Genomic DNA, 22,395 nt, shown 5'->3' with positions numbered 1-22,395 from the left:
CTATCAGGGGTAATGAGAACTGAACCCCAGCTACCCTCCCAGCCCTCGTCAATGTCGGTGAAGTCTATCAGGGGTAATGAGAACTGAACCCCAGCTGAATCTGAGCAATCTCTTCTGCACTGAAGAAGTCTATCAGGGGTAATGAGAACTGAACCCCAGCCCGTCGGCGTACACCAGAGCGCGGCGGCGAAGTCTATCAGGGGTAATGAGAACTGAACCCCAGCCCTTCGGGGATGGTTTGCATGTGCCTGCCGAAGTCTATCAGGGGTAATGAGAACTGAACCCCAGCCATCACTGCTGCAGCCACGAATTTAATAGAAGTCTATCAGGGGTAATGAGAACTGAACCCCAGCCCATCTGCATTGCGGCGTCGAAGGTGCCGAAGTCTATCAGGGGTAATGAGAACTGAACCCCAGCGTTGGTCGCGCCTTCTAGGGCTGCTTCGGAAGTCTATCAGGGGTAATGAGAACTGAACCCCAGCAGGTCGAGGGTGATGAGGCTGCGGGTGAGAAGTCTATCAGGGGTAATGAGAACTGAACCCCAGCGCGTATTGGGTGCTTGCGGCGGCGCGTGGAAGTCTATCAGGGGTAATGAGAACTGAACCCCAGCGGGCAATTGTACGGCAGACAGAAGGGTTGAAGTCTATCAGGGGTATTGAGAACTGAACCCCAGCCTCACTACCCTGCTATCAATAGCTTAGTGAAGGATTTCCAGGGACGCGGAAAGTCGAATTGTCGCAAAGACTCTGAAATTGATCTCATCATCTATTGACAGCGAAGCGCCGTAGCCCTAGCTTAATTCTTCTAACTTCTTAAGGAGGAATCATGCTACTTGCTGAAGCCTTGGCCGAGCGCGCTCAGGCGCAGGAGCGCCTCAACTCGCTGAGTGACCGACTCGCGGCAACCGTCCGCATCCAGGAAGGCGATGAACCGGATGAGAACCCGACGGATCTCCTCCGTGAGCTGGAGGGCGTAACCAAGCGCATCGATGAGCTCGTCATCGCGATCAACGCCACGAACACGGCTACCGCGTTCGACGATGAGATCACGCTGATGGAGGCACTCGCACTTCGTGATGGACTGCTGCGCAAGCGCCGCATTTACCAGGGATTGGCCGAGCGCGCGGGTGCGCGCCACGACCGCTACTCCCGCTCAGAGATCAAGTTCGTGGCCACGGTGCCCGTGCCGAAGTTGCGCGAGCGCGCCGACGATCTGGCCCGCCAGTACCGCGAGCTAGATACCCGCATCCAGCAGCTGAACTGGAATACGGAACTGATAACTAAATAAGGTCTGCCGCTAGTTGTGCCGCATGCTTGCGGCACGCCATGTCGTTCGACATGTAGTCATGTTGCGCGCCAAGCGCGCGACGGTAGCCCACACCCTTCGCAGCGAGCGCAACCCTTACTGGGCAGGGAAGAGCCCAGTGCTTCTCAGGCGCCTTCGTAGCGCAAGAAGGCAGGGAGGTTCGATTCCGTCCCACTGTATGGTGTACCGCGCTGGTACGGAGTACACGTGCACATTGACGGGGATAATCCCGCAGTATTGTTTATTGTTTATCACCGCCGCGCTGGGCGGAGAGTGTGGGTGAGGGTTTGGGAATGGGGACTATACTTCCGGCGCACTGCTTTGCAATTAAGCTGGTGTGCCATGAGCGAGCAGAAGAACTACAGCACCGATAACCCTTTCAAGCCGGAGCTCTGGCAGCCCGTCAAGGGCTTTGAGGATCTCACGGATATCACCTATCACCGACTTAACAGTGACGGTCCAAAGCCACAGCGTAAGGATGGCATCGTCCGCATCGCCTTCGACCGCCCCGAGGTGCGCAATGCGTTTCGTCCGCACACGGTGGATGAGCTTTATCGCGCGCTGGACCACGCGCGTCGCACCCCGGATGTCGGCACGGTATTGCTGACCGGCAACGGGCCTTCCCAGAAGGACGGCGGCTGGGCGTTTTGCTCCGGCGGTGACCAACGCATCCGCGGCCGCTCCGGCTACCGCTATGCCACGGAGCACGCGCATGATGACGCGACTGCCGATGAGTCCACCGTGGACACCGCCCGCGAGAAGGTTGAGGGCGGCCGCCTGCACATCTTGGAGGTCCAGCGCCTCATCCGCACCATGCCCAAGGTGGTCATCGCCGTGGTCAACGGCTGGGCTGCTGGCGGCGGGCACTCCCTGCACGTGGTGTGCGATATGACCATCGCCTCCCGCCAGGAAGCCCGCTTCAAGCAAACCGACGCCGACGTCGGCTCCTTCGACGCCGGCTATGGTTCGGCCTACCTGGCCAAGATGGTGGGCCAAAAGTACGCCCGCGAGATCTTCTTCTTAGGCCGCACCTATGACGCACAGCGCATGTATGAGATGGGTGCGGTCAACGAGGTAGTTGACCACGCCAATCTGGAGGACGCCGCCATCCAGATGGGGCGCGAAATCAACATGAAGTCCCCCACCGCCCAGCGCATGCTCAAGTTCGCCTTCAACCTCACCGATGACGGCCTCATGGGCCAGCAAGTCTTCGCTGGAGAAGCCACGCGCCTGGCCTACATGACAGACGAGGCCGTCGAAGGCAAGGAATCCTTCTTGGAAAAACGCGAGCCCAACTGGGATGACTTCCCGTACTACTACTAATCGTCATTCCTCGAGGAGAATCCACAGTGCTGTATTTCGCCATTGCCCTCGCGGCCATCGCGCTCATTGCCGTCATTGCGTCGCGAGTGTGGATGTTGCGCCGCATCCAGCAGGCTCAGAGGGACGGCGAGCGCCCCTTCGATCAGGAGGATGAGCTCATCAACCCTTACGAGCACCGCGGGCGGTAACCTAGCTAACCGTGACCATCCTCTCTCCTCTGCCTGTCAATCCACATGACCCCGCCGCCATCCTCCCTGATCTGGAGGCGGCCATCGCAGGACAAGCTACCTTCCTGCCCATTCCGGCGGAGGACTGCACCCGCGCGCAGCTCCTGCGCAACCACATGCGCGCAGGAGAACCTATTGATTCCTCCATCGCGCTGGTCGTGGCCACCTCCGGGTCCACGGGCACGCCGAAAGGCGCGCAACTCACGGCCGCCAACTTGGTCTCCAGCGCCGATGCCACGCACCGCGCTCTCGGCGGCACCGGTCAGTGGCTGCTAGCCATGCCCGCCGCCCATATCGCGGGAATCCAGGTATTAATCCGCTCGCTCGTCGCGGGTGTGGAGCCGCTCTGCCTTGACCTGTCGGAAGGTTTTTCCATCCCCAATTTCGCCCGCGCCGCGCACGAGCTGGCTGCCACTGGGGATCGCTCATACACGGGACTGACCCCCATGCAGCTGGCCAAGGCCATGGATTCGCTAGAGGGAATCGAGGCCCTGCGCACCTTTGACGCCATCCTCGTCGGGGGTGCTGCGACCCACCCGCAACTGTTGGAGTCAGCAAAGAAGCTGCGCATCACCATCGTCACCACCTACGGTTCCTCGGAGACTTCCGGTGGCTGCGTCTACAACGGACAGCCACTGGATAGCGCTCGTGTTCGCCTCGGCGACGAGGGGCGCATTTACCTTGGCGGGCCCATGATTGCCCAGGGCTATCGAAACGTGGACTCAGATGCCTTCGTGGTCGATGAGTCCGGCACCTCGTGGTTTGCTACCTCCGACGCCGGCGCGCTTCACGACGGCCACCTCACCGTCACCGGGCGCCTCGACAACATCCTGAACACCGGCGGGCTCAAGCTCCACCCAGAGCAGCTCGAGCAGCACATCCTGCACGTGCCGGGAGTGGACGGCGTGTGCGTGGTCGGCATCCCCCACCCACGCTTAGGACAGATGATCGTCGCTGCCTATACCGGATGGGCGGATGTCGGCGATATCCTTGTGGCTCTCGACGATAGTGGCCTTCCCCGGTGGCAAATCCCCAAGGACTTCAAGCGCCTGGCCCAGCTCCCCACCACCGGTCCCGGCAAGGTTGACCGCCTCGCCGTCGCCCGCATGTGGGACAGCTAAGCCTCCGCTTCGCCAAAGCTGCGTACGGCAATGCCGCGCGCAGCGGATTCCCCGAGGGGGAAGTGTGAACCTTCATCGACGGCAACCTCGAGCACACCCGCAACCGAAGGGGCAACGACGGTCAATTCTACTCCCGGCCGCACTCCATATTTATCCAGGTAGCGCAAAAATTCGCCGTCAGCGTCAGTGACCTGCTCCACGGTGACGGGGGTCTGTGCGGGGACGTCGATAAGCGTAATGCGCGAGACCGGCTCGGCAGTGCCATCCGGGGCAGGTATGGGATCACCATGCGGATCGCGGGCGGGGTTGCCCAGGAAAGAATCGAGACGTTCAACGAGCCTGTCGGACGTCGCGTGCTCTAGCATTTCTGCCTCATCGTGCACCTCATCCCAGGTATAGCCCAGAGTGCGCACGAGGAAGGTTTCCAGGAGTCGATGCCGGCGCACCATTGCCACAGCCAGCCGCCGGCCTTCCTCAACAAGCCGAACACCGAAGTAGCGTTCGTGTTCCACCAGCCCCTTCGCGGCCAGGCGCTTGACCGCCTCCGAAGTAGTGGGCAGTTTCTGCCCCGCCGCTTTGGCTAGATCCCCGAGCGGCATCGCGGTATTAGCGCCCTCTTTCTCCTCATAGGTCCAGAGGATCTTGAGGTAGTCCTGGGTGCGTTCGGGCAGCTCACTGATGTGCATACCCCCATCGTAGTTCAGCCTATTGCTTCCAAAAGTTTCAGGACTTATGCCCTTTCAAGTTCACTCTATTGAACATCGACATTTACTTTTAATAAGAGAGGTTTCCCGTGAAGAAACTTATTGCGCTTCCCCTCGCTTCCCTCGTGGCTGCCACCGCGCTGACTGCCTGCACCAGCAGCGACTCCGCCGAAGCCCAGGACGACAATCTGACGATCTTCGCCACGACCGGTTACTTGGCTGATGCGGCCGCCAACATCGCCCCGGACGCCGACATCACCACCATGGTCGGCCCCGGCGGCGATCCACACACCTACCAGCCCACCACGCGCGATATTGAAAAGATGCAGGACGCCGACCTCGTCCTCTGGAATGGCCTTCACCTCGAGGCGCAAATGGTGGACCAGCTCTCCTCCCTCGGTGAGAAGCAGCTAGCTGTCGGCGAACAGCTCGATACTGCTGACCTCCTGCCGTGGCCCGAGCAAGGCGACAAGGGCGAAAAACTCTACGACCCGCACATCTGGAATAGCCCCGAGCTGTGGAGCCAGGTCGTCGATCACATCGGCACCAAACTCGGTGAAATCGACTCTGACAATGCCGAAGACTATGCCGCGGCCGCCGATGCATATGAAGACAAGATTGCAGCCGCGCACGACAAGGCCGCTAAGGAACTCGAAAACGCCTCCCCGCGCGTTCTCATCACCGGCCATGACGCTTTCAACTACTTCGGCAAGACCTTCGACTTTGAAGTCCAAGCCACCGACTTCGTCACCACCGAAGCCACCAAGTCCGCCACTGAGATCTCCGAGCTCGCGGATACCATCGCGGAGAAAAAGGTCCCCGTTATCTTCCAAGATAACCAGGCGAACCCACAGGCCATCACTTCTCTCAAGGAAGCCGTAGAATCCCGCAACTGGACAGTCACCATCTCGGATGAGGAGCTTTTTGCCGATACCCTCGGCCCGGAAGCCCCCACCGATACCTACCTCGGAGCCTTTGAGCACAATGCTAGCGCCGTGGCGAAAGCACTGAGCTAATGCTCCACGTTGAAAAACTCACCGCCGGCTATCCACGCACGCCGGTGCTTCACGACGCCACCTTCACCCTCACCCCCGCGACCATCACCGGACTGGTAGGCGCGAATGGGTCGGGAAAGTCCACTCTGGTCCGCACGCTGGTCGGGCTCCTTCCGCCACTAGCCTGCGGGTCGATGACCTTCGATGGCGTCGATCTTGCGCATTTTCGGCAGCGGCTCGGGTACATGCCACAACATGCGAATATCGACTGGAGTTACCCTGCCACCGCCTTCGACGTTGCCCTGATGGGCCGCACCGCCGGGCTGCGCTGGTGGCAGTGGCCCAGCCGCGCTGACAAAGACGCCGCCCACGCAGCACTTGCTCGCACCGGAATGCAGGCACACGCGCAACTGCCAATTTCCGCGCTATCTGGTGGCCAGCGCCAGCGCGTGTTGTTGGCGCGCACGCTCGTTAGCGATCCGGAATTCATCATCCTGGACGAGCCCTTCGCTGGTGTTGATGCCGCAAGTCAGCGCGCCATCATGGATGTACTCAAGGAACTGCGCGACAACGGCGTGACCATCCTGCTGGTGCACCACAACCTGGCGGAAGTCGCCGACTTTTGCGATGAGGTCCTCATGGTCGGCCACGGCCGGCTCATTGCTGCTGGCCCCACCGAACAGGTTCTCACAGAGTCCGCCATTGCCGATATGTTTCCCTGCCATCATGAACCCACTCGAGCTTCTTCAGAACTACACCTATACCCAGGCACTCCTGGGTACCGTGCTGATCGGTGGCTGCGCCGGCGCGCTCGGCCCATTGGTATATGTTCGCCGCACCAGCCTGCTGGCCGATGCCATCTCGCATTCTTCCCTGCCCGGCCTGCTCACCGCCTTCCTCGTGGCCACCGCCATTGGCTGGGACGGGCGAAACGTCTGGCTCCTTGCTTGTGGAGCCCTGCTCACCGGAACGCTTGCGGTGGTCTGTATTCACCTCATCCCGCGGTTGACTCCCCTGGGGCAAACCACTGCGATGGCGGCCACGCTGACCACGTTTTTCTCGGTAGGCATGCTGCTCATGCAGTATATTTCCCGCCGACCATTGCCTGGCAAGGCCGGAATCCAGGATTATTTGCTGGGAAATGCCTCCACGCTCACTCGCGCGGATGTGCGCTCCACACTCATCATCGGTGGCTGCGTGCTGCTTTTTCTTTTCCTCATTCACACCCGGCAGGCCGCGGTCACCTTTGACTCAAGTTTTGCCCAGGTAGCCGGCATTCGCGCCTCGTTCCTCAACGCGGCTAGTTTCTTCGCCCTCACCGCCATCACGGTGCTCGGTGTCAAAGTCGTCGGCGTGGTACTCATGGTCGCCGTAGTCATCAGCCCTGCCGCCGCTGCCCGCCCCTGGACCACGCGCTTGCTACCTTTCATCGCGCTCTCCGGGTTCCTCGGCGCGGCCACCGCTGCTCTCGGCTGCTATGTCTCCATTGCGCACGGCCCGCTGCCCACCGGTCCGGTCATCGTCCTGGCTCAGGCAGCGCTCGTCACCATCAGCCTCCTCAGCAGAAAGCTCGCCTCATGACCCTCGCCGCCACCGCTTGTCTCCTTGCCGTCCTGACCGCCTTGGCCTGTGCTATCCCCGGCACCTTTGTTGTCCTCAAAGGCCAGGCCATGCTTATCGACGGCATCGGCCATGCCGTCCTCCCCGGGATTGCCATCGGCTACCTCTTTACCTCCGATCTGGATTCGCCCGTGCTGCTCGCTACCGCGGCCGCCGGTGCCCTGGTAGTGGCGTTAGGCACCGATGCGCTACAGCGCAGCCCACTGGTGACTGCTGATTCCGCCCTCGGGTTGGTCTTTCCCGCCCTGTTTGCCGCCGGAGTCATCTTGATTTCCACGCACATGAGCCACGTGCACCTTGATGTCCACGCGGTTCTCGTCGGTGATCTCAACCTCGCGGCCTTCTCCAACCCTAACTATTGCTACATCATGGCCGCAGTGCTGGGTATCAATGCTCTCTTCCTCGCCCTTACACTGCCGCGTTTATCCGCCACGACTTTTGACGCCGATTTTTGTGCCGCACGCGGGGTGCCCACGCGCGTTCTTCACGTCATTTTTATGACCGTGGTTGCCTGCACTGCCACCGCCGCTTTTCACGCTGCCGGTGCCATGCTGGTCATCGCGCTCATGGTATTCCCGACGATGACCGCGCGACTGCTTACTCAGCGCGTGCCCACGCTGGTGTTGACTGCCTGTGGCGTTGCCGCGATCAGCGCAGTCGTTGGATTTTGGGTTGCCTATGTCCTCGACGCAGCTACCTCTGCCGCAATGACAGTCACCAATGCCGTCGTTTTCGTCGCGGTGCTCATTATCTACCGCCTTCGCCAACGCACCAGCTCATTGCCGCAGCGAACCACACCAGTGGCACAATAGTGAGCATGTCTGCCTTTTCCGCCACTCCTGCCGATTGGCTCCAGGGTGCTCGCCCGCATACCTGGGCCAATGCCTTTGCTCCCGTTATCGCTGGTACCGGCGCTGCCGCCGCGGCGCATGGTTTGCACTGGGGCCGGGCGTTGCTGGCACTCATCGTGGCCTGGGCTCTTATCATCGGCGTGAACTACGCCAACGACTACTCCGATGGCATCCGCGGCACCGATGATGACCGCACCGGCCCCCAGCGCCTCACCGGCGGCGGGCTGGCCAAACCACAGCACGTCAAGTTCGCCGCCTTCGCTTGCTTCGGCGTGGCCGCCATCGCGGGAATTTCGCTCTCCCTGGCTGCCAACGCAGCTTGGTTCATCCTCGTCGGCGCCGTGTGCATCGCCGGCGCCTGGTTCTATACCGGTGGCAAGAACCCCTACGGCTACCGCGGGTTTGGGGAAATCGCCGTTTTCGTTTTCTTCGGACTCGTCGCGGTCCTAGGTACCGAGTACACGCAGGCCGGCCGCATCACGTGGACGGGCCTTGCCTTAGCCGTGGGTATCGGCGGTATGAGTGCGGCGGTAAACCTGGCCAATAACATCCGGGACATCCCCTCCGATAAGGCCACCGGCAAGATCACTTTGGCGGTGCGCCTAGGTGATAAAAAGTCCCGCACGCTATTCATGACACTCTTGCTGCTGCCGGTACTACTCACCATCGGCCTAGCCTTCGATTCCTGGGCCGCGCTCGCTTCGCTGCTCTACTTCCCCCTCGCGCTGGGTGCTATCCGCACCGTCAACCGCGGCGCACGCGGCCCGAAACTCATCCCAGTACTTGGCATGGCCGGCCGCGCAATGCTGGTGTGGGCGGTTATCAACGCTGTAGCGCTGGCTCTGGTTTAACCACCGATTTAGCGGCCGGCCAGCTCCTCTTGGACCCACTTCTTGTGGGCCTTGCGCTGCGCGGAGTACTCCGCCAGCGTCTGAGTGGCTTCCATGCGCCACGTGGAGAAGATCAGCATGGACAGCGGCAGCGCCACAAACAACGCCAACAGGGCGGAGACCAACAGCGGAAAGGCCCCGAGTACCGCCATGGCCAGCAGCTGAATTACCGCGGTGAGCACAATGAACAGCACCACGCGGGCAGCCCCGTACTTCCACAAAGCGACGCGGGAGCGGCGCTTGAGCGCCGGGTCCGGCTGGGGCGGTTCGGGGTTCTGGGAAGTGTTGGTGGTGTTTTCTGTCTGACTCATAATTCTCACTTTTGCTTTGCGGGCATTCCGTAGAATACAACGCATGGGTCGATTGATACTACTACTCTTGTTTGTCCTCGCGGCGGTCCTCGTATGGAAGGCCTTTGGTCCGTCGAGTTGGAATAAGAAGGTGCAGCAGACACAGCAGCCGCAGCGCCCTGCAATCAAGGGCCCAGACGATGACGAAGAGTTCCTGTGGAACCTAGAGAAGCAGCGCTTCAAAGAGCGCCGCGCCAGGGAGCGGGAGGCAGAGCGCCAAGAAGAAGAGCGCCGCCGGCGCTCACAGGGTTCCCAGAAACCCAAGGCCACCGAGGACAAAGACGATAAAGGCAAAGGAGCCGACGAAGCCTAAGCCTTCGGCTCGAAGGTCATCTCAAGGCCGAGGGCCTCAGCCACCGCAATCACCTTTTCCCAGCGCACGCCAGAGCCGCCGTGCTCGATGGTGTGCAGCGTGGAGCGCGAAATCCCGGCCTTCTCAGCCAACTCCTGCTGCAAGATGCCGAGTTCTCGGCGGCGCTGCGCAAAGCCCTCACCGAGAGCGATGAGCTGCGGGTTATCGCCCGCCGGCTTGCCCTGCTTGTGCCGCGGCTTAGGGGTCTCCGCCATTTAGTTCAGCCCCGCATAGGAGTGCAGGCCAGAGACAACCATGTTGATGAAGAACAGGTTGAAGATCATGAGCAGCATCGCCGCGATGTTGATATACGGTGCGGCCTTGCGGAAGGCCGGCGTCGCGCGGGCGTGCAGGTAGGCGGCGTAGAGGATCCAGGTGGCAAAGGAGACGGTCTCCTTCGGGTCCCAGCCCCAGTAGCGTCCCCATGCGGACTCGGCCCAAATAGCGCCCAGCACAATACCCAGGCCCAGGGTCGGCAGCGCCACCACGCCCAAGCGATAAGCCAAGCGGTCCAGCTTCTTAGCCGAAGGAAGCGGGCGGGCAAGCGCACCGAAGAAACCAGACTCAACGCCCTTCGGCTGGAATTCACGCAGCACGCTAAGCAGAGATGCAATACCGGAGACCACGCCGATGGACGCGCCGAGTGAAACCACGGTGACGTGAATCGGCAGCCAGTGAGACTGCAGTGCCGGGACCACCGGAGCGGATTCCGCATAAAGCTTGGTGGAGCCATAGAACATCAACGCCAGAATCGGCGTGAGCAGCCACGGCCACAGGGTGCGCCACTCCTTGCGCTGCATGGCAATGGTCGCCACCACCATGGCGCCGGCGGTCACCATGAGCACGTACTCGTAAAGGTTGCCAAACGGGAAGCGCCCCGTTGCCAGACCGCGCAGCACAATGGCCGCCAAGTGTAAGGCGATACCCAACCACAGGAGCATCTGCGTCATGCCGCCGAGCTTGTCGGCGTTCTCCCGCTTCTTCGCCAGATCCGCATCTAGGTCAGCATCGGGACCAGCGCTGGCTGTCGGGGGGACGTCGCCAAGCACGGCACTGTCTGCCGAGGCCCCCACGCTGGCGAGTTCGCGCTGCTGCGCCACAGCAGTCGTGCGGGAGCGCATAGCCTCGATGATGCTGTGCATCCGGCCGTAGTAGACCAGGGACAACACCAAGGCGAGAGCATAAACGACGAACGCGGTTTGCACCGCGATGTCGGAAAAGTTGGACAGATTTTGATCAACCTGCATGAGTGGGAAACCTTGCCTTCACAATCGTGCCTACACCGTGCTTCACGCACGAGGCTGCATGAGCGGAGAGATTTATGGTGCTCATAAGAGTACCCCCCTTTCCCAGCAGTATCCAACTTTTGACGGATACACTCCGCTCCTTTAGTCGGCGGAGTAGAGCTCGTCTTCCTCCACCTCATCGGGATCCGGCAACTCCAAGAGCTCACGGTGAAGCTTATGGAATTCCTCAGACCAACCCGCGCGGTCGGTGCGGGCAAGACCGCCCATCTCAATGTCGGTGCCGCCATTGGCACCCGGACGGATGCGCACCCACACGCGGCGGCGCTTGATCACCAGCGAGCCAACCAGCGATACCAGCATGACCAGAGCGGACACCAGAACCCAGCTTTGGAAGGGGTCATAGGAAACCTGGTAGTTCGCGAACTCGGAGGCGCCATCGAAGGTGATCTTCGTGCCGTCGTCCAGCGTGACCGATTCACCTTGGTTCAGGTTGACGCGGTCGATCTTTTGCAGCCGCCCCGAATGGACCAGGCTGGTGTCAAGGGAAAAGAGGGACTGCGGGGTACCCGTGTCCAGGCCGGCATCGCCGCGGTAGATATCGATAGCCACGGCTGGGTCCAGCATCGCCGGGTAGGAAGACTGCAACAGCTTGCCGCTCTCGCCGGACCACTCGGCGGTCGGGGCAAACAGGCCCTGGATGGCGATCTGGTTCTGGCGGCGCTCAAACAGGTCCGGGTACATGCCCGCCGGCGGGTCGAAACGCATGACACCCGAGGACAGGAAGAACGTGGTGTCATTGGGCTGAAATTGGATGGTCTGCGTGCGCTTCTCGCCGTTGGGCCACTCCACCGTCATCGTCGGCGCAAAACCGTGGCCCTGCAGATAAACGCGGTTATTCTCAATGCGCAGCGGGTGATTGACCTGCAGCTGGTAGTCTTCCCAGGTCTCCGGATCCGTGAAGATATCGTCGCCTGCGGCATAGGACACGTTCGAGGTGAACATCTCCGCCTGGCCATTGGGCAGGTAGTCCGCGGTGAAGTCGTGGGCCTTAAAGCAGAAGGGGTGCAGGCCGGTGCCGTCGAACAGCGGGCCGGCGCGGAAGGAGTCATAGACAGAGGTTGATGTATTACAGAATTCCGTGGACTGTGGCTGTTCCTGGGTCTGGCCCTGGGAGTTCTTCTCCGTCACCACGATGACCTGGCCTTCATAGTGCACCAGGCGCCCGGCTGCCATGGTCAGCAGGATAGCCACCAGCGCGATGTGGAAGATGAGGTTGCACAGCTCGCGGGCATAACCGCGCTCCGCGGAGAAGGACTGCGCACCCGCACGGTCCTTGTCTGGGGAGACCTCATTGACGCGCCACTTCTTCAACATGGTTTTGGTGGCAGCCGCGATCTCCTCCGGGGATTTCTCCGAATGCCCGGTGGCGTTCAGCGGCATCTTATTCAAGAACTTCGGCGCGCGCGTCGGTGGGGTGCGGTAGGCCTTGTAGTGATCCCAGGAGCGCGGGATGATACAGCCCACCAGAGAAATCATGAGCAGGACGTAGATGGCCTGGAACCAGACGGAGGAGAAGACGTCGAAAAGCTGCAGCTTATCGTAGATCTCCGCCACCTTGCCGTTGGTCTCAATGAAGTCATTGACATTGGACTCATTGAGCGAGCGCTGCGGCAGGAGCGAGCCCGGAATGGCAGCAATGGCCAGCAGGAAGAGCAGCGCCAGCGCGGTGCGCATACTGGTCAGCCAGTGCCAGGCCTTGCGGATGTATCTCACGAAAAATTCTCCTTTAAATCAGCGTCGCGCCATAGGACACGGTCCACTGGCGGATGGCGTTGATGAAATCTCCCCAGAGCCCGGTCAGCAGCGCCAGACCGACGAGGATCATGGCGATGCCGCCAACGATCTGGATGGTCCGGGAGTGCGTGCGCATCCAGGACACGGTGCGCATCGCTTTGGCGGAGCCCAGTGCCACGAGTAGGAAGGGCAGGCCCAGCCCCAGGCAGTAGCCGATGATCAGGATCGTGCCGCGCAGCGCTGTGGTTCCTTCGGTGCCGGCAGAAACGGACAGGATGGCGGCCAGCGTGGGGCCCAGGCACGGGGTCCAGCCCAGGGCGAAAACCCCGCCGAGCAGGGGCGCGCCCAGCCACGTGGTCCAGCGCCGCGGGGCCATGCGGGTGTCCTTCTGCAGCACCGGCACCACGCCCATGAACACCACGCCCATAAGAATGGTGATGATGCCGCCGGCGCGCATGAGGGTGTCCGCGTTGAGCCTCAGCGCCGAAATGGCACCGAAAACCGACACCGTAGCGAGGACAAACACGATGGTAAAGCCCAGCACGAAGAGTGCTGCGGCACCGACCACGGCCCAACGCCGGCGCTTGCCGACGCCCACCCCCAGCTCCTCGTCATAACTAACCTCTCCGCCCACCACGGAGGCGAGGTAGGAGATATAACCCGGAACCAGTGGAACCACACATGGCGAGGCGAAGGAGACCAACCCGGCCACAGCGGCGGCGAGCACTCCGATAAGGAGCGGGCCGGACACGGCGGCATCAGCAAAGCTTTGTCCCACGCCGTCAGCGGCAAGGATCACTGTTCTTTCTCCAGCTCGTCGACGACCTCAAGGACATCCTTCTCCGTGATCTCCGTCAGGAAGACTGCGGCGGGGCGGTGCTGCTTATCCAACACGATGGTGGTGGGCACCACGGAGGTGGGCACGCCGCCGAGCGCCGCGGCCGTCTTGAAGGGCGGGTCATAGATGGAGGGGTACTCCAGGCCGTTATCGGCCATAAAATCCCGGGAGATCTCCGGGTTGAAGTCCTTGACATTGATGCCTAGCACGGTGCCGACCTTGCGCTTTTGCAGCTCCGAGTGGATGGCCTGGAGGTCATCCGATTCGGAGCGGCACGGCGCGCACCACTGGCCCCAGGAATTCAGGACGACGATCTGGTCCTGAAAATCCGAGAGCTTGATTGTCGTGGACTCATCCCGCAGGTCCTCACCGGAGAAATCCTTGAGTGGTTTGCGGTCTGCTTCCTCGTAACGAATGGTGGTCTGCCCGCCGGGTGAAATAAACTCGAAGGTGCCGCCGGAAGCAACGGCGTTCTGTGCATTCTCCTCGCTCTGTGTACAGCCAGCTAAGGCAAACACAGCAACGACACCGGCCACGGCGGCGCGGATAGTTCTGTGCGCCATTAGATGTCCTGTGCCGGTTCGGAGTAGAAGATATCGATGATCTCGCGGTTGCGGTAGACCAACGAGGTCACCGAGGCCAAGTCGCACTCGCGGTTCCACGGTGCGTGGGCTAAGCGCTTGCCCAGCACGGTGCGCTGCACCATGACGATGGGCAGCTGGTGGGAGACCACGATGGCCTCATGGCCTTCTGCCTTGGAGCGGGCGCGCTCGGCGGCATCCATCATGCGTGCGGCGATTTCCTCGAAAGGCTCTCCCCACGAAGGCTTGAGCGGGTTAACCATGAGCGGCCAGCGCTGCGGGTTCCACAGCTGCGAGTTCCAGCCCTTGGTGCGCAGGCCCTCGAAGCGGTTGCCGGACTCGATGACGCCCTTGTCGACGTCCACCTCCAAGCCCGTCACCTGCGCAATCGGCAGCGCGGTTTCCTGCGCGCGCTGCAGCGGCGAGGCCGCCAGGTAGGTCACGTCATGGCCCTCAAAGGCTTTCGCCGTGCGTGCGGCCATGGAATGCCCACGGGAGGACAAGTGATAGCCCGGGATGCGCCCGTAGAGGATCTTATCCGGGTTATAAACCTCGCCGTGGCGGACGAAGTGGACGATGGTGGTGGACATATGCCTGTGTCTATCCCCTCAAATGGTCTGTTTACTGCGGGCGCTGCGCGCTGGCAGCGGCCTTGGCGGCAGGCTTGAGAGCTGCCTCGATTACCTCAAAATCTTTGTCCGTGAGCGCGTCAGAGACAAACCAAGTCTCGAAGGCTGACGGCGGAACATAGACGCCGCCCTCCAGCAGTGCGTGGAAGAAGGGGGCGAAACGCCAGGTATCGGCGGCCTGCATGTCGGCGAAGTTGCGACCCTGACCCTCGGCGAAGCGGATGGAGAACATCGTCTCCGCGCGCTGGATGTGGTGTGCCACGCCGGCGGCATCAAGTGCCGCCGTTATCAGGCTGGTCAGGCAGTCCGCGTTGGCCTGCAGGCGCGGGTACAACTCTTCGTTGGCCAGCTCCAGGGATGCTAGACCGGAGGCCATCGCTACCGGGTTTCCGGACAGCGTGCCCGCCTGGTAGACGGGGCCCGAAGGTGCCAGCGAAGCCATCACGTCGGCGCGACCACCGAAGGCAGCGGCCGGCAGGCCGCCGGAGACCACCTTGCCGAAGGTCACCAGGTCACCCGCTACCCCATCGACGCCGAACCAGCCCTTGTAGGAGGTACGGAAGCCGGTCATGACTTCATCGAGGATGAGCAGGGCGCCGTCGGCATGCGCGATCTCCTTGAGCGCCGCGTTGAAGCCTTCCTCCGGCGCCACGGTGCCCATGTTGCCGGCGGCTGCCTCGGCGATAATGCACGCGATCTCTCCCGGGTGCGCGGCAAAGGCCTCGCGGACCGCGTCAAGATCGTTGTAGGGGACGACGATCGTGTCCGCAGCCGAAGCGCCGGTCACGCCCGGGGAATCCGGGAGCGCGAAAGTGGCCACGCCAGAGCCAGCCGACGCCAACAGCGCATCCACGTGGCCGTGGTAGCAGCCCTCAAACTTGAGTACCTTGGCGCGACCGGTAAAACCACGGGCCAGGCGCACAGCAGACATGGTGGCCTCGGTACCGGAGTTGACCAGACGCACCTGCTCCACGGCGGTGCGCTTGACGATGTGCTCCGCCAACAGCGTCTCGCCCTCGGTCGGGGCGCCGAAGGAGAGGCCGTCGGTAGCCGCCTTCTGCACTGCCTCCACGATGGCCGGGTGGGCATTGCCGTGGATCATCGGGCCATAGGAGCTGACCAGGTCGACGTACTCGTTGCCGTCGATATCCCAGAGGCGCGAGCCTTCACCGCGCGCGATGACGCGGGCTTGGCCGCCCACGGATCCGAAGGCGCGGACCGGGGAATTCACACCACCCGGGGTGACCTTGGTGGCGCGCTCGAACCACTCGGCGGACTGGGACGTATTCTGCTGATTTCGCTGGCTGGAGTTAGGCATAGCCCACATTGTATCGGTTTTAGCCCTATACAAAAGTTGGACTCCCCTCGTGTCCCACGGTCGCTCCTCCAAAGCCTCGCGCGCGCCCTCGACACACTCGCGCTGCGCACCCGTCACTGTGGCGCTATGCTGGCAGCACACTGTTGATCCTGCCTTTCTTTATTTCGGCGCTGGGGTGCGCTGCGGAGAGGCACTACTTAAGGGGGATTCCCATGGCTTCACGCCGATTTCTTGTCATTCTTGCCTGCCTTCCGCTTTCTGCCTGTGCTGCTACGCAGGCAGAAACCGCTCCGCGAATCGAACCCAGTCCCATCACCTCGGCCCAACCGACGTCCTGGGAGCCGGATGCGGTCCCCCAGCCGGTCAACCGCTTGGGCGACACCACATCTATTGCTCCCGCCCCAGCCGAACCGGAACCTGAAGCCCAGGCACCAGCTCCCGCACCCACGACGGTTGAGGCACCATCACCACAGGTAGAAACCGTCACCGTCCGTGCCCCAGCGCCCGCGCCCGCACCAGCACCGCGCCCGGCCCCACCGCAGCGACCCAAACCTCAGCCCGAGCTTCCCCCGCCGCCGCAGATCCCCACCTCTATACCGATCCCTCCAGAAGTCCAGGACGGCATCGACCAGATGCCGACGCTTCCCCCGCTGCCGCGCGCAGAGGATATCCGCATCGATGTTCCCTTCTAAAAACCTCTAAGGGTAGACCCTGATCTACCTCCTATATTCCCCCGCTGTACATGACAGGAAGCAATCCCAAGAGTTAATCTGAAGCCGATTTTCAATGACGGCGTTAACCTGACAGTAAGGGATTCATGAACAAGAAAGCTCTCGGCATCACTGCTGGCGCTATTGCCGCGGTTCTCCTCGCAGGCGGCGGTGGAATGTACGCACTGACCAGTGGGTCTTCCGATATTCAGCTCACCGCAACCGATGTCACGAAAACCGCAAAAGAAGACCTCATCAGTTCCGTCTCCGCCACCGGCACCGTTTCTGCCGAGCGCGAACTCTCGCTGACCACCTCGCTGACCGGCCCCATCCAGTCCTTGGACGCGAAGGTGGGTGACCGCGTCGAGGCCCAGCAGCTCCTCGGCCGCATGGACACCACCGAAACCGAGCGCGAGCTCGAAGCCCAGCGCACCTCCCAAGAGGCAGGAAAGCTCGAGGCCGTCCACCAAATCGAGGACGCCCAACTCCAGCTGCGCCAGCTTCAGGATTCCCTCGACCAAGGCCTCAACCCGGAGGTCAACAGCGCACAATCCGCCGTGAACTCGGCGCAGACCGAGTACGCCGAGGCGCAGCGCAAGCTCGATGATGCCCTCGCCGCCAAGGGCGACCGCCCCGAGGTTGCCGAAGCCCGCGCGGCCGTCGAGCAGGCGCGCTCCGGCGTGCGCGATGCGGAGTCCAAGTCTTTCCAGTCCGCACTGGCCTCCCTCGGCACCGCCACCGAGGATCCCTCCGGCCTCAACACCGCCAGCGCTTTCTTGAGCTATCTGGACTCCGATGAGGCAGTGCAGGACTCTGAGCGCCAGCTCAAGCAGTCCGAGGAATCCTATGGCCGCGTCCTCCGCGGTATCGACCGCGAGCTGGGCGAGCAACAGCGCGCCACCGCTTCCTCCTACCAAGCGGTTGCCGATGCCGAACGCGCGCTGCAAGCCAGCAACCTGGCCATCGAGCAGCAGATTTCTTCCCAGTCCCAGGCGGTGAACCACGCGGTGGAATCGGCGGCGTCGGCAAGCGCGAATAATGCCAAGGAAAATGGGCCGTTAGAGTACCGACTCTCCCAAGCCGACCTGCGCTCCCCTCTGGCGGGCGTTGTCACCGCCGTTAATGGCCAAGCCGGCATGCCCGCCGAAGGCCCCATCCTCACCGTGGCGGATGATTCCTCCCTGCTGGTGAAATCCACGGTCAAGGAGGGCGATATCGCCCGCATCAAGGTCGGCGATGAAGTCTCATTCACCTCGCCATCCAGCCCTGGCAAGGAGTACAAAGGCAAGGTCACCTTCATCTCTCCTACCGCTGAGCAACCCGACGTCGAGGCCGGCGCAGGGGGCGGCTCCGGCAAACCATCTGGTTCCTCCAAGCCCGAATTCCCCGTGCATATCCGCGTCGATGGCAACCGCGAAGGCCTGCGCCTCGGTTCCACCACGAAGGTGAAGATCATTACGAAGAAGGATAAGGACGCCATCACCGTGCCGCTCTCCGCCATCTATGAAGAAGGCGGCAAGAAGAAGGTCCTCGTCATCGACAATGGCACGATCCAGGCCCGCGAGGTGAAGATCGCCAGCGAATCTGATTTCTCCGCCGCCATCTCCTCCGGCCTCAAGGAGGGCGAGACCGTCATCAGCCAGGCGGATACGCACAAGGACATGGTCGGCATGTCCGCCTCCGTCGATGGCTCCGATGATGCGGAAGAGAACGCATGAGCCGCCTCATTGAGATGCGGGGAATCGTCAAACGTTTCAACGAGGGCCTCGACAGCGAGCTGACCGTCATCCCGGGCCTCGACTTCAGCGTGGACGAAGGCGAATTTGTAGCCGTCGTGGGCCAGTCCGGCTCCGGCAAATCCACGCTCATGAACATCATCGGCCTCCTCGACCGCCCCACCGCCGGCGAGTACCAGCTGGCTGGCGTGGATGCGCTGGCGCTTGGCGACGATAAACTAGCCTCCTTCCGCGGCCAAAAAATCGGTTTCATCTTCCAGAATTTCAATCTGATCGGCCGCATGTCCGCGCTGAAGAACGTGGAGATGCCCATGGTCTATGCGGGCGTTTCATCCCACGAGCGCACCCAGCGCGCGGAAGAGCTTTTGGAGATGGTCGGCATGGGTGACCGCATGAACCATCTGCCTAATGAGCTCTCCGGTGGTCAGAAGCAGCGCGTGGCGGTGGCCCGCGCCTTGGCCAACCAGCCGGAGATTCTGTTGGCGGACGAGCCCACCGGTGCGCTGGATTCGCAGACCGGCCGCATGGTCATGGACTTATTCCACGAACTGCACCGCACGCATGGAAAGACCATTTTGTTCATTACCCACAACCCGGAATTGGCTGATGAATGCAGCCGTACCGTCACGATGAAGGACGGTGTGCTGTCATGAATTTTGCTGAATCCACCAAGATGGCGCTGACGAGCCTGCGCACCAACAAGATGCGCTCGGCGCTAACACTCTTGGGTGTCATCATCGGCATCGCCGCGGTCATCGCCATCGTCACGCTCGGCCATTCCTTGCAGGCCTCGGTTCAAAAAGACTTGGACAAGGTCGGCGCCAATAACTTCACTGTCCAAGTCAAGGAGCGCCCTGAAGAAGGCGAAGAGGAAGAAGCCGACGATCCTTTCATGGGCGGCGGCTTTGTGGAAGACGAATCCTCCATGCTCACCCCGGATATGCTGGACCGCACCAAAGAGGTCATGGGAAATCAGATCGTCGGCATCAATATCGGCGAGTACAGCGCTTATTCCGGCGCGTTCGTCGCCGAAGGCGACGAACAAGAGAAAACTGCCAACCTCCTGGTCCGCCCGACCAACCCGGACTATGTCTCAGGCTCCTCCTATTCCATCGTGGCCGGTCGCTTCCTCAATGAAGACGATATTGATTCCAGCCGGGCAGTTGCCATGCTGGATAAGGAGACCGCCACCAAGCTCTTCGGCGCTCCTGAAGACGCTATTGGCCAATACGTGAGCTTTGAAAGCCAAGAGGCCTCTCCTATTGAACTCGCCGTCATCGGTGTTTTTGAAGAACCGCAAACCGGCCCTCTTGTAGGCGGTGGCCCCAGCCAATCCGCCTTCGTTCCTTACCCGCTGGAAGCCGAGCTTTCCGATTCCCCCGGTGCCGGCACCGCCTTCAGCGAGGTCACCGTTCGCGGCAACCCAGACTTGGACAAGGCCGCGGTAGCCAGCAACCTGCAGCGCGTCTTCGATAGCTACTACAAGGACAACCCGGACTACATGGTCAAAGTGACCGACTTCAGCGATGACCTCGCGTCCTTGAACCAGATCTTCACCACGATGAGCCTGGTGCTCGCGGCCATCGGCGGTATCTCACTGCTCGTCGGCGGCATCGGCGTGATGAACATTATGCTCATCACCGTCACCGAGCGCACCCGCGAGATTGGCATCCGCAAGGCGCTTGGCGCACGCCGCCGCGATATCCGCATCCAGTTCATCACGGAGGCCATCGTGGTCTGCCTCATCGGTGGACTCATCGGCATCGCCATCGGCACCGCCGCCGGCATGGCGGGTGCGGCCGCCATCGGCTCACTCGTGGCACCGCCGCTCTGGGCGGTTATCCTCTCGCTGCTCTTCTCGCTGGCTATTGGCCTCTTCTTTGGCTACTACCCTGCGGGCAAGGCCGCAAAGCTGGACCCGATTGAGGCACTGCGCTACGAATAAATCCCGCGTCGTCGTTTCAAACGACGACGCCTCCTAATGCACCACCTTCAGGCCCACGATCCCACCAATGATCATGGCGAGGAACAGCACCTTCCAGACGGTTGCCGCCTCGTGCCCGGCGGCGAAGGAGTAAATGACGGTGACCACCGCGCCCACGCCGGCCCACACCGCGTAGGCCGTGCCCACGGAGATGGACTTCATGGCCCAGCCCAACCCACCCATGGAAATGGCGCAGGCAACGAAAAAGATCACTGAGGGCCACAGGCGGCTAAAGCCCTCCGACTTATCCAGCGCCGCTGCCCACACGGCCTCGAAGGCACCGGAGAAGATCAACACGAACCACGCCATTTCCCAGCCTCCCTCGTCCGGGGCTCGCATGAATCGCGGCGAGCCTGCCCACAATGATGGCACACTGGGCGGCATGCAGATTGCATTCCTTGGTACTGGCCGTATGGGCACCGAGCTCGCCCGACACCTCCTCAAGAACCATGAGCTCACCGTGTGGAACCGCACCGCCGAGCGCGCGCAGCCGCTGGTCGACGCCGGCGCTGCCCTCGCCGATTCCCCCACCGCCGCCGTGGAGGGCGCAGAGGTCATCATCACCTCGCTCTTTGGCCCCGATGACATCCGTGAGCGAGTCATTGATACCAACCTCATCCCCGAGGGCGTGACCTGGATCGATACCACGACCGTCTCCCCCGATGCCGCCCGCGAGTTCGCCGCAGCGGTCGACTCTTATGTCCACGCGCCCGTCGTTGGTTCGCTGGGCCCGGCGCGCGAAGGCAAGCTCGGCGTCTATGTGGGCACGCCTGACGACGACCGCCGCGAGCTCGCCATGACCATCGCCGAGTCCTGGGCCGACGAGAACAAGCTCATCGGCGTAGAATCCGCCGCCACCGCGGCGATTGGCAAGCTCCTGGCCAACCTGGCCCTCGCCGTAACCGCGGAGGGCGTGCTCGAAGCACTCCACCTCGGTGAGTCTGAGGGTCTCGATTCCGAAGTCGTCCTCGAGATGCTCGACATCACCGGCTTGGCCTTCATGAAGAACATGAAGGGCCCGTTCATCACCGGCGAGCGCAACACCACTCCGGGTGACTTCACCGTGGACGCCCTGTGCAAGGACGCCAAGCTCATGGAGATGACCGCCAACAAGCCGCTGCCGGCAGTGGCCGCCGCCATCGAGCGCTTTGAGGAGCAGCAGGCCATGGGCCACGGCGACCAGGACTTCTCCTCCATCTTCGTCTTCCGCAACAAGGGATAAACCCGGCTTCTAGCCGCCCTGCGGTGCGACGATCCCGCGCAGCACCTCCTCCAGCTGCGCGTTATCTCCAGTGTCCTGACTGTGAAAGCGCGCGGAGTTGATATCCTGCCGCCGTAACCAGCGCGTCAAAGAACACCGTCTGTGTGCGGGTATTCCCTTCCCTAAAGCTGTGCACCACATTGAGCTCACCCCACAGCTCCGCCAGCTTGGCTACGAAATCATCAAACCCTAGACCACGCAGAAAATTGTCCTTCGCAAGCCCCGCAAACAGCTTCTCTGCTGCCTTCGTCATTTCCGGTCCCGCCGGGTAGTAGGCATGCCCAGCCTTAATCATGAACTGGTCTGTAGGGGCAGTTCGCTCTTCACCCGCCCATTCATACACATCCTGAAAAAGATGTCGATGTATGGCCTTGAAATGCGCATAATCAAAAGCACCTTCCACAGGTGCCGAGTCCAACTCGGTCATCCGAAGAAATACAAGCTTTTCTTCCAAGATCCGTAGTTCTTCTGCGTCATCTAACCCCAAGCGATTCTTCAGAACCTTGGTCCCTGGAATGAAATAGTTCTCCCAGCCCCCGCTCATGTTTCTCCCCCGCGCT

General features: G+C 61.8%; 26 protein-coding genes, 1 pseudogene and 1 CRISPR repeat array. Of the genes and pseudogenes, 15 read left to right on the top strand and 12 right to left on the bottom strand.

Going from position 1 to position 22,395, the window contains the following annotated elements; translation table 11 throughout:
* Positions 1 to 59: 59 nt before the first annotated feature.
* Positions 60 to 673: a CRISPR direct-repeat array (repeat unit 36 nt; unit sequence GAAGTCTATCAGGGGTAATGAGAACTGAACCCCAGC).
* A gap of 151 nt (positions 674 to 824) precedes the next feature.
* From HMPREF2996_RS10975 to menE, 4 genes are all read left to right on the top strand, one after another.
* Positions 825 to 1,286, top strand: coding sequence for a DIP1984 family protein (locus tag HMPREF2996_RS10975; RefSeq protein WP_010189741.1), 462 nt, complete (start codon positions 825 to 827; stop codon positions 1,284 to 1,286).
* Positions 1,287 to 1,646: 360 nt separating this feature from the next.
* Positions 1,647 to 2,627: a 1,4-dihydroxy-2-naphthoyl-CoA synthase gene (locus HMPREF2996_RS10970; RefSeq protein WP_070711042.1), complete on the top strand. Its 981-nt coding sequence runs from the start codon at positions 1,647 to 1,649 to the stop codon at positions 2,625 to 2,627.
* Positions 2,628 to 2,653: 26 nt separating this feature from the next.
* Positions 2,654 to 2,815 (top strand): hypothetical protein, encoded by a 162-nt coding sequence (locus tag HMPREF2996_RS12850; protein WP_010189743.1) that lies wholly within the window; start codon positions 2,654 to 2,656, stop codon positions 2,813 to 2,815.
* A gap of 11 nt (positions 2,816 to 2,826) precedes the next feature.
* Positions 2,827 to 3,975, top strand: coding sequence for an o-succinylbenzoate--CoA ligase (menE, locus tag HMPREF2996_RS10965; protein ID WP_070731363.1), 1,149 nt, complete (start codon positions 2,827 to 2,829; stop codon positions 3,973 to 3,975).
* Here the strand turns inward: menE and HMPREF2996_RS10960 are convergent.
* Positions 3,972 to 4,661, bottom strand: coding sequence for a metal-dependent transcriptional regulator (locus HMPREF2996_RS10960; RefSeq protein ID WP_046647781.1), 690 nt, complete (start codon positions 4,659 to 4,661; stop codon positions 3,972 to 3,974). The two genes, menE and HMPREF2996_RS10960, sit on opposite strands and share 4 nt — an antisense overlap.
* A 107-nt stretch (positions 4,662 to 4,768) precedes the next feature.
* Here HMPREF2996_RS10960 and HMPREF2996_RS10955 point away from each other — a divergent pair, with 107 nt between their 5' ends.
* Both HMPREF2996_RS10955 and HMPREF2996_RS13030 read left to right on the top strand, forming a co-directional pair.
* Entirely contained in the window at positions 4,769 to 5,695 is a 927-nt protein-coding gene (locus HMPREF2996_RS10955) for a metal ABC transporter substrate-binding protein (RefSeq protein ID WP_070447974.1), read from the top strand.
* Positions 5,695 to 6,126: pseudogene (locus tag HMPREF2996_RS13030) on the top strand (metal ABC transporter ATP-binding protein); the annotation flags it as partial. The gene HMPREF2996_RS10955 and the pseudogene HMPREF2996_RS13030, both read left to right, overlap by 1 nt.
* On the opposite strand, the gene HMPREF2996_RS13025 reads toward HMPREF2996_RS13030, so the two are convergent.
* The gene (locus HMPREF2996_RS13025) at positions 6,100 to 6,399 is read right to left on the bottom strand and encodes a hypothetical protein (RefSeq protein ID WP_246823033.1); all 300 of its coding nucleotides are present in this window, start codon (positions 6,397 to 6,399) and stop codon (positions 6,100 to 6,102) included. The pseudogene HMPREF2996_RS13030 and the gene HMPREF2996_RS13025 overlap by 27 nt on opposite strands.
* A gap of 1 nt (position 6,400) precedes the next feature.
* On the opposite strand from HMPREF2996_RS13025, the gene HMPREF2996_RS10945 reads away from it, so the two are divergent.
* The 3 genes from HMPREF2996_RS10945 to HMPREF2996_RS10935 are packed head-to-tail and all read left to right on the top strand — an operon-like array spanning position 6,401 to position 8,996.
* The gene (locus HMPREF2996_RS10945) at positions 6,401 to 7,255 is read left to right on the top strand and encodes a metal ABC transporter permease (protein WP_070447970.1); all 855 of its coding nucleotides are present in this window, start codon (positions 6,401 to 6,403) and stop codon (positions 7,253 to 7,255) included.
* Positions 7,252 to 8,106, top strand: a complete 855-nt coding sequence (locus HMPREF2996_RS10940) for a metal ABC transporter permease (protein WP_070447968.1) — start codon at positions 7,252 to 7,254, stop codon at positions 8,104 to 8,106. Before HMPREF2996_RS10945 ends, HMPREF2996_RS10940 begins: the two co-directional genes overlap by 4 nt.
* A gap of 5 nt (positions 8,107 to 8,111) precedes the next feature.
* Positions 8,112 to 8,996, top strand: a complete 885-nt coding sequence (locus tag HMPREF2996_RS10935; protein WP_070447966.1) for a 1,4-dihydroxy-2-naphthoate polyprenyltransferase — start codon at positions 8,112 to 8,114, stop codon at positions 8,994 to 8,996.
* Positions 8,997 to 9,004: 8 nt separating this feature from the next.
* Here HMPREF2996_RS10935 and HMPREF2996_RS10930 read toward each other — a convergent pair whose 3' ends face one another.
* The gene (locus HMPREF2996_RS10930; protein WP_070711039.1) at positions 9,005 to 9,346 is read right to left on the bottom strand and encodes a DUF4229 domain-containing protein; all 342 of its coding nucleotides are present in this window, start codon (positions 9,344 to 9,346) and stop codon (positions 9,005 to 9,007) included.
* Between the two features lie 43 nt (positions 9,347 to 9,389).
* On the opposite strand from HMPREF2996_RS10930, the gene HMPREF2996_RS10925 reads away from it, so the two are divergent.
* Positions 9,390 to 9,698, top strand: coding sequence for a hypothetical protein (locus tag HMPREF2996_RS10925; protein WP_070731359.1), 309 nt, complete (start codon positions 9,390 to 9,392; stop codon positions 9,696 to 9,698).
* Here HMPREF2996_RS10925 and HMPREF2996_RS10920 read toward each other — a convergent pair.
* The 7 genes from HMPREF2996_RS10920 to hemL form a co-directional block, all read right to left on the bottom strand.
* Positions 9,695 to 9,952 carry a helix-turn-helix domain-containing protein gene (locus HMPREF2996_RS10920; protein ID WP_070731357.1) on the bottom strand — a complete coding sequence of 86 codons (258 nt, stop codon included), beginning with the start codon at positions 9,950 to 9,952 and terminating at the stop codon, positions 9,695 to 9,697. The genes HMPREF2996_RS10925 and HMPREF2996_RS10920 overlap by 4 nt on opposite strands.
* Complete coding sequence (ccsB, locus tag HMPREF2996_RS10915; protein ID WP_070731355.1) at positions 9,953 to 10,984, bottom strand: c-type cytochrome biogenesis protein CcsB; 1,032 nt, start codon at positions 10,982 to 10,984, stop codon at positions 9,953 to 9,955.
* A 141-nt stretch (positions 10,985 to 11,125) separates the two neighbouring features.
* Positions 11,126 to 12,757, bottom strand: coding sequence for a cytochrome c biogenesis protein ResB (locus HMPREF2996_RS10910; RefSeq protein WP_070731353.1), 1,632 nt, complete (start codon positions 12,755 to 12,757; stop codon positions 11,126 to 11,128).
* Positions 12,758 to 12,770: 13 nt separating this feature from the next.
* Positions 12,771 to 13,577: a cytochrome c biogenesis CcdA family protein gene (locus HMPREF2996_RS10905; RefSeq protein WP_070731351.1), complete on the bottom strand. Its 807-nt coding sequence runs from the start codon at positions 13,575 to 13,577 to the stop codon at positions 12,771 to 12,773.
* Positions 13,574 to 14,179: a TlpA disulfide reductase family protein gene (locus tag HMPREF2996_RS10900; RefSeq protein ID WP_070718968.1), complete on the bottom strand. Its 606-nt coding sequence runs from the start codon at positions 14,177 to 14,179 to the stop codon at positions 13,574 to 13,576. The genes HMPREF2996_RS10905 and HMPREF2996_RS10900 overlap by 4 nt, the downstream gene beginning before the upstream one ends.
* On the bottom strand, positions 14,179 to 14,787 hold the full coding sequence (locus tag HMPREF2996_RS10895) for a histidine phosphatase family protein (RefSeq protein WP_070645809.1): 609 nt from the start codon (positions 14,785 to 14,787) through the stop codon (positions 14,179 to 14,181). Before HMPREF2996_RS10895 ends, HMPREF2996_RS10900 begins: the two co-directional genes overlap by 1 nt.
* Before the next feature lie 31 nt (positions 14,788 to 14,818).
* The gene (hemL, locus tag HMPREF2996_RS10890) at positions 14,819 to 16,153 is read right to left on the bottom strand and encodes a glutamate-1-semialdehyde 2,1-aminomutase (RefSeq protein WP_070645807.1); all 1,335 of its coding nucleotides are present in this window, start codon (positions 16,151 to 16,153) and stop codon (positions 14,819 to 14,821) included.
* A 203-nt stretch (positions 16,154 to 16,356) separates the two neighbouring features.
* Between hemL and HMPREF2996_RS10885 the strand changes: the two genes are divergently transcribed.
* The 4 genes from HMPREF2996_RS10885 to HMPREF2996_RS10870 all read left to right on the top strand — a co-directional run bounded on the left by HMPREF2996_RS10885 (position 16,357) and on the right by HMPREF2996_RS10870 (position 20,535).
* Entirely contained in the window at positions 16,357 to 16,836 is a 480-nt protein-coding gene (locus HMPREF2996_RS10885) for a hypothetical protein (RefSeq protein WP_070645805.1), read from the top strand.
* Positions 16,837 to 16,961: 125 nt separating this feature from the next.
* Positions 16,962 to 18,572: a permuted SH3 domain-containing protein gene (locus tag HMPREF2996_RS10880; RefSeq protein ID WP_070645803.1), complete on the top strand. Its 1,611-nt coding sequence runs from the start codon at positions 16,962 to 16,964 to the stop codon at positions 18,570 to 18,572.
* A complete protein-coding gene (locus HMPREF2996_RS10875) occupies positions 18,569 to 19,243 on the top strand; it encodes an ABC transporter ATP-binding protein (RefSeq protein ID WP_070645801.1) in 675 nt (224 codons plus the stop codon). Before HMPREF2996_RS10880 ends, HMPREF2996_RS10875 begins: the two co-directional genes overlap by 4 nt.
* The gene (locus HMPREF2996_RS10870) at positions 19,240 to 20,535 is read left to right on the top strand and encodes an ABC transporter permease (protein ID WP_070711029.1); all 1,296 of its coding nucleotides are present in this window, start codon (positions 19,240 to 19,242) and stop codon (positions 20,533 to 20,535) included. The genes HMPREF2996_RS10875 and HMPREF2996_RS10870 overlap by 4 nt, the downstream gene beginning before the upstream one ends.
* A gap of 33 nt (positions 20,536 to 20,568) precedes the next feature.
* On the opposite strand, the gene HMPREF2996_RS10865 is transcribed toward HMPREF2996_RS10870, so the two are convergent.
* Positions 20,569 to 20,883 (bottom strand): DMT family transporter, encoded by a 315-nt coding sequence (locus tag HMPREF2996_RS10865; protein WP_070731350.1) that lies wholly within the window; start codon positions 20,881 to 20,883, stop codon positions 20,569 to 20,571.
* Positions 20,884 to 20,956: 73 nt separating this feature from the next.
* On the opposite strand from HMPREF2996_RS10865, the gene HMPREF2996_RS10860 reads away from it, so the two are divergent.
* A complete protein-coding gene (locus tag HMPREF2996_RS10860; RefSeq protein ID WP_070731390.1) occupies positions 20,957 to 21,796 on the top strand; it encodes an NAD(P)-dependent oxidoreductase in 840 nt (279 codons plus the stop codon).
* Between the two features lie 61 nt (positions 21,797 to 21,857).
* Here the strand turns inward: HMPREF2996_RS10860 and HMPREF2996_RS10855 are convergent, their stop codons facing one another.
* A complete protein-coding gene (locus HMPREF2996_RS10855) occupies positions 21,858 to 22,379 on the bottom strand; it encodes a Fic/DOC family protein (protein WP_210388760.1) in 522 nt (173 codons plus the stop codon).
* Between the last annotated feature and the right edge of the window lie 16 nt (positions 22,380 to 22,395).

This window comes from Corynebacterium sp. HMSC066C02, assembly GCF_001814945.1.
GTDB classification, from domain to species: Bacteria; Actinomycetota; Actinomycetes; order Mycobacteriales; family Mycobacteriaceae; genus Corynebacterium; species Corynebacterium aurimucosum.
The sequence above is the reverse complement of the archived record's forward strand: the minus strand, read 5'-3'. Positions and strand labels throughout refer to the sequence as shown.